Here is a 6,401-nt window from a genome sequence, read left to right as displayed (position 1 = left end):
TAATGAACTCTTGTCTTCAAACCAAAAACACCTCCATTGAATTTGCATACTTAGTATGCGAATTCAGGAGGTGTTTTTTTCATGTACCACTATTCGGGTTCACTTCATATTATGTGGCGTTTTTTTATTAAATTACGTAACAATATACACTTAGAAAATGCGCAAGACTACCTAATAATACAAAAACATGAAAAATTTCATGATGCCCCATATATTTAAACTCTAACCATTTTGGCTTTGTTCCATAAATAAATCCACCAATTGTATAAAAAATGCCTCCAAGTACTAAGAAAATAATGCCTCCTGTACTTAAATTCTCAGCTAACGGTGCAAAGAATAAAACAATTAACCAACCCATCGTAATATAAATTGCTGTCGATAACCATCTTGGACAATTAAACCAAAACATTTTAAATACAATGCCACAAATCGCAGTTGCATAGACTAAACAAAATAATAGTAAACCACTTGCTGAATTTAATGTAATCAAGCAAAAGGGTGCATATGTACCTGCAATTAATATAAAAATCATAGAATGATCTAGCTTCCTAAAGAAGTAAATAACACGTTCATTGGCCACAACACTATGATACACAGCTGACGCCGTATAAAGGACCATCATTCCAATACCAAACAAAATAACAGCTGTAATTGCAGCAAATGATGGCATCTTAATAGAAACTTTCACAAGCATAGCTAATAAGGCAATAAATGATAATATCGCTCCACCTAAGTGAGTAAATGCGTTAACTGGTTCCCTTACATAAGTATTCATAATAACACCCCTCATATAATTACATGTAGTTTCGATAACTACATGTAATTATATACACATTTCTTTTTAAGGTCAACATTTACAATTCATTTGTTTCGTAATACCATATTTAAAGATATATTAAACATTAAGTTCCACTAAGTTATAAAAGTGAGGGATTCTACGTGGAAAATATAAATGAATTACTTGAGACATTACATTTAGAAAAAAATATTAAACTTGAGGATATTCCAAATGTTGACTTATATGTAGACCAAGTTGTCCAACTATTTGAGAATACTTATGCAGATACAACGAGAACTGATGATGAAAAAGTATTAACAAAAACGATGATTAATAATTACGCAAAAGGGAAACTATTTATCCCTATCAAAAATAAAAAGTATTCAAAAGAGCATATGATTTTAATTAGCCTGATTTACCAATTAAAGGGCGCACTCTCCATTAACGATATAAAAAGTTCATTAGAAAATATAAATGACTCCTTATTAAACGATGATTCATTTGAATTAAATGCGGTATATAAAAATTATCTTACTCTTACTGAAAGCAATGTCGAAAGCTTTAAACAAGACGTAAATAAACGTGTTACAGAAGTAAATGAGATTTCTTCCTTAGAAGATACAAAGCTAGAAAAATTTCTACTACTAACATCCTTCGTGACTATGAGTAATATGTATAGACGTTTAGCAGAGCAACTAGTTGATGATTTGAAAAAATCATAAATAAAAAACTATCCACCTATTAAAGTGGATAGTTTTTTATTTACTTAATTGCCTCATGAACTTTTAATTGTTTCCCTTTAATCGTTGTAGTCTTCATGACTTTCAAGACAAGTGGTCCTTTTCCATTTAATATTTCAACGTAAGAAACGTTATCTTGTATCGTAATAATGCCTATATCTTCTGCTGTAACACCTTTAATTTTAGCAATTGTACCGACGAAATCTACCGCTCTAATTTTCTTTTTCTTCCCGCCATTAAAGTACAGCTTCATAATGCCTTTGTTTATGTCCGCATTTTTATCTTTCTTTATAATTGGTTTAGCATGTATCTTTTCTTCAAATGCAGCTTTCTCTTTCATAACTTCTTCTTTTGAAGGTCCAATTGCCTTTGGAATTTCAAAACCAATATAATCCTCAATCTCTTCTAAAAATCTATTTTCATATGGTGTTATAAATGTAATAGCTTTTCCACTATTTCCAGCTCGTCCCGTTCTTCCAGTACGATGTACATAGCTTTCTTTTTCAAGTGTAATATCATAATTAATAACATGTGTAATATTATCAATATCGATTCCTCTCGCAGCCACGTCTGTTGCTACTAAATAACGGAATTTCCCTTTTCTAAAATCATCCATGACTTCAAAACGATCTTCTTGTACCATACCACCATGTATTTTGTCGCAAGGATAGTTAGCTCGTTTTAACTGTCTATATACATGATCTACATTTTCTTGTGTACGACAGAAAATAATACAACTATCAGGATTCTCAATCGTTGTTACATCTTTAAGTAGTGAAAGCTTCTCGTCTTCTATCACCTCAAAAAGAGTATGTTCAATTTTATCCGTTGTAATCCCGGCCGCTTTAATTTCAATATGAATTGGTGAATTCATATATGTACGAGATAATTTTTCAACATCTTCTGGAAGTGTTGCTGAAAATAACATTGTCATTCTTTTTTTAGGTAATTCATCAATAATTGCCTCTACTTGATCGATAAAGCCCATATTTAGCATCTCATCTGCTTCATCAATAACTAAATACTTCAAACACTCTAAAGAAAGGGTACCCTTTTCAATATGATCCAACACACGACCAGGAGTCCCAACTACAATATGTGTCTTTTGCTTTAATTCTAATTTTTGACGTGCAAATGGAGATTTCCCATAAACTGCCGCAGCCTTAATCCTTTTGAATCGACCTATATTCGTAATATCTTCTTTTACCTGTACCGCAAGCTCTCTCGTTGGTGTTAAAACTAATGCTTGTGGTTTATTCTCTTCCCACTCCACCATTTCACAAAGTGGAATACCAAATGAAGCTGTTTTTCCACTTCCAGTCTGGGACTTCACAACAAGATCCTTCTTTTGTAATGCGACTGGAATAACCTCACCTTGTACTTCTGTTGGATGATCATATCCTAACCCAGTAAGTGCCCTTACAATTTCCTTACTTAATTTATAATCAGAAAAACTTTTTTTACTCATATATTAACCTCATTTTATTCTGTATTATTTTCTTTTTTATCTTTTGTATACGTTACTATCACCCTACTTATTATACTTGAAACCTCACATAAAAAGGTGGATCATGCCAGATTCATCTTTTTATATAGAAATAAACCTTATCATTTCATATATTGTTCAACTAATTGATAACATCTTTTGCTCGTATTGTTAGCATTAACCCTTTCATAGTACCCTCGCCCTACCAAAAAATAAAAAGAATACATACAATCTTGTGTAATTATCTCAATTTTTCAACCTTTTCCATAAACGAACAATACAATTAAAAAAACGTTTTAAATTCGTTTTTAACGTTGTTTTTCAGATATAAAATCTACTTTTTCAAAAAACGTTAAGAAATCCTTTGACTTCTTAATAAAAATAATGTAAATTATCCTATGGACGAACATTTTTGATTAATAAAAATAAAATATTCGTATTTTAGGGGTGTAAATGATGGAAAACGTATTCGACTATGAAGATATTCAATTAATTCCTGCAAAATGTATTGTAAATAGCCGCTCTGAATGTGATACAACTGTCACTTTAGGAAAACATAAATTTAAATTACCTGTCGTGCCTGCAAATATGCAAACGATTATTGATGAAAGAATCGCAACTTATTTAGCTGAAAACAATTACTTCTATATCATGCATCGTTTCCAACCAGAGAAACGAATCTCATTCATTAGAGATATGCAATCACGTGGATTAATCGCTTCTATCAGCGTTGGTGTAAAAGAGGACGAATATGAATTCGTACAACAATTAGCTGCTGAGCAACTTACACCTGAATATATCACGATTGATATCGCACACGGTCATTCTAATGCTGTGATCAACATGATTCAACATATTAAAAAACATTTACCAGAGAGCTTCGTTATCGCTGGAAACGTTGGAACTCCAGAAGCGGTAAGAGAATTAGAAAATGCTGGTGCTGATGCAACAAAAGTTGGTATTGGACCTGGTAAAGTTTGTATTACTAAAATTAAAACAGGCTTCGGAACTGGTGGTTGGCAGCTAGCTGCACTTCGCTGGTGTGCAAAAGCTGCAAGTAAGCCAATTATCGCTGATGGTGGTATTCGTACACACGGCGACGTAGCTAAATCTATTCGATTTGGGGCAACTATGGTAATGATCGGTTCTCTATTCGCTGGTCACGAAGAGTCTCCAGGGGAAACTATCGAAAGAGATGGCAAACTTTATAAAGAATACTTCGGTTCTGCTTCTGAATTCCAAAAGGGTGAGAAGAAAAACGTTGAAGGTAAGAAAATGTTCGTTGAGCATAAAGGTTCTTTAGAAGATACGTTAATCGAAATGGAACAAGATCTTCAATCTTCTATCTCTTACGCTGGTGGAACAAAACTAGATGCTATTCGTACTGTAGATTATGTTGTCGTGAAAAACTCGATTTTCAATGGTGACAAAGTATATTAATTCTTAAATTTAAAAAGAAGGAGAAGCATTTCTATGCTTCTCCTTCTTTTTCATATATAAAAATGTAAAATATTTTTATTTTACTGAATTTTCTAGTATCATATTTTTAGATGCTTTTAATAAGGGGGATGTAAGACATGAAAACTATAATTGAGAATCGTCTTGTTCGTGCGGAAGTACCTAACGAACTAAAATGGGATTTGTCTGATTTGTATAAGTCTGATGATGAGTGGCATACCGCATTAAACGTATTAGAAAATAATATACAGAAACTTGATGCATTTAAAGGACGGTTACATACTAACTCCACAACTTTATTAAATTGTCTACTTTTAGAAGAAGAGCTTTTAATGAAGTTAACAAAACTGTACTCATATGCAAATTTAAAAGAATCTACTGATCGTACAAATCCAATCATTCAAGCGAACTCTTCCAAAATTTCTGCTTTATGGACGAAAGTACATACTGCACTATCCTTTATTCATAATGAAATCCTCTCATTCGACGAAGGAACAATTGAAAAATATTTAACTGAAGAAACAAAACTCGAACCTTTCCGTAAGTCGTTACTAGAAATACTCCAAAAAAGGCAGCACACACTCTCTCCTGAAACAGAAGAAGCACTTGCTGCACTTGGCGAAGTTCATAGTTCTCCATACAAAATTTACGGCATGACTAAATTGGCAGATATGGATTTCACTTCTATACAAGACGAACAAGGAAACGAACTCCCTGTTTCTTTCGCATTATTTGAAAGCAAATATGAATTTTCTCCAAGCGCATACATACGTAGAAAAGCATACTCATCATTTGTTTCCACTTTGAGACGCTATAAAAATACAGTTGCGACTACATATGCTACCGAAGTAAAAAAACAAGTAACACTTTCTCGTTTACGTAAATATGAATCCGTTACCCATATGCTATTAGAACCACAAAAGGTTCCACTTGAAACGTATAACAACCAACTTGATATTATTTATAAAGAATTAGCACCTCATATGCGCCGTTTTGCAGATTTAAAAAAGAAAGTATTAGGACTCGATCAAATGCTTTTCTGTGACTTACATGCACCTTTAGATCCCGAATTTAATCCGGCGATTACTTATGAAGAAGCAGGCACGCTCATTCAAGATTCTTTAAAAGTATTAGGCGATGAATATAGTTCCATAATCGAAAAAGGATTCAAAGAAAGATGGGTAGATCTTGCAGATAACGTAGGCAAATCAACAGGGGCATTTTGCTCAAGTCCATACGGCTCTCATCCCTATATTTTAATTACATGGCAAAATACGATGCGTGGATGCTTCACATTAGCACATGAATTTGGACATGCTGGTCATTTCTATTTAGCAAATAAAAATCAACGTATCATGAACGTACGTCCATCTATGTACTTTGTTGAAGCACCATCAACTATGAATGAATTACTATTAGCTCAGCATTTACTAGCGACTACCGACGATAAGAGAATGCGCAGATCGGTCATTCTACAACTACTCGGCACATATTATCACAACTTTGTTACTCATTTACTTGAGGGTGAATATCAACGTAGAGTATATGCTCTAGCAGAAGAAGGACAGGCCCTTACAGCTACAACTTTAACTGAAATTAAAACAAATGTCCTTTCGACATTCTGGGGAGATTCTGTGGAAATCGATGAAGGTGCGGGCTTAACTTGGATGCGTCAGCCTCATTATTATATGGGGCTATATTCTTACACATATTCCGCAGGCCTCACTGCATCTACTGCAGTAGCTCAAATGATTAAAGAAGAAGGACAACCTGCTATTGATCGCTGGTTAGATGTGCTTCGCGCTGGTGGTACAATGAAACCACTTGAACTAATGAAACATGCCGGAATAGATATGTCAAAACCAGATGCAATCCGTAAAGCTGTTTCTTACGTTGGTTCATTAATTGATGAATTAGAGCATTCTTATCAAGAATAAAA

The 6,401-nt window shown here is 33.6% G+C and carries 5 protein-coding genes; 3 read left to right on the top strand and 2 right to left on the bottom strand.

What is annotated here, in order from left to right; genetic code table 11:
* Positions 1 to 127 precede the first annotated feature (127 nt).
* A complete protein-coding gene (gene trhA, locus MR170_RS16360) occupies positions 128 to 775 on the bottom strand; it encodes a PAQR family membrane homeostasis protein TrhA (protein ID WP_001099728.1) in 648 nt (215 codons plus the stop codon).
* 164 nt (positions 776 to 939) lie between these two features.
* On the opposite strand from trhA, the gene MR170_RS16355 reads away from it, so the two are divergent.
* Complete coding sequence (locus MR170_RS16355; protein ID WP_029443708.1) at positions 940 to 1,500, top strand: DUF1836 domain-containing protein; 561 nt, start codon at positions 940 to 942, stop codon at positions 1,498 to 1,500.
* Positions 1,501 to 1,540: 40 nt separating this feature from the next.
* Here the strand turns inward: MR170_RS16355 and MR170_RS16350 are convergent, their stop codons facing one another.
* Positions 1,541 to 2,986, bottom strand: coding sequence for a DEAD/DEAH box helicase (locus MR170_RS16350; RefSeq protein WP_242308649.1), 1,446 nt, complete (start codon positions 2,984 to 2,986; stop codon positions 1,541 to 1,543).
* Between the two features lie 474 nt (positions 2,987 to 3,460).
* Here MR170_RS16350 and guaC point away from each other — a divergent pair, with 474 nt between their 5' ends.
* Together guaC and pepF are read left to right on the top strand one after the other, a co-directional pair.
* Positions 3,461 to 4,444, top strand: a complete 984-nt coding sequence (gene guaC, locus MR170_RS16345) for a GMP reductase (protein ID WP_000432447.1) — start codon at positions 3,461 to 3,463, stop codon at positions 4,442 to 4,444.
* Positions 4,445 to 4,581: 137 nt separating this feature from the next.
* The gene (gene pepF / locus MR170_RS16340) at positions 4,582 to 6,399 is read left to right on the top strand and encodes an oligoendopeptidase F (protein WP_242308646.1); all 1,818 of its coding nucleotides are present in this window, start codon (positions 4,582 to 4,584) and stop codon (positions 6,397 to 6,399) included.
* Positions 6,400 to 6,401: the final 2 nt, after the last annotated feature.

It is taken from the genome of Bacillus cereus group sp. BfR-BA-01524 (assembly GCF_022662595.1).
GTDB lineage: Bacteria > Bacillota > Bacilli > Bacillales > Bacillaceae_G > Bacillus_A > Bacillus_A thuringiensis_S.
Note: the sequence above shows the minus strand (reverse complement) of the source record. Positions and strands in the feature narration are given on the sequence as shown.

What these genes read in the sequence shown, in the direction of transcription:
- MR170_RS16350 (WP_242308649.1), bottom strand. Translation starts at nt 2,986, where the DNA reads ATGAGTAAAAAAAGTTTTTCTGATTATAAATTAAGTAAGGAAATTGTA.
- trhA (WP_001099728.1), bottom strand. Translation starts at nt 775, where the DNA reads ATGAATACTTATGTAAGGGAACCAGTTAACGCATTTACTCACTTAGGT.
- pepF (WP_242308646.1), top strand. Translation starts at nt 4,582, where the DNA reads ATGAAAACTATAATTGAGAATCGTCTTGTTCGTGCGGAAGTACCTAAC.
- guaC (WP_000432447.1), top strand. Translation starts at nt 3,461, where the DNA reads ATGGAAAACGTATTCGACTATGAAGATATTCAATTAATTCCTGCAAAA.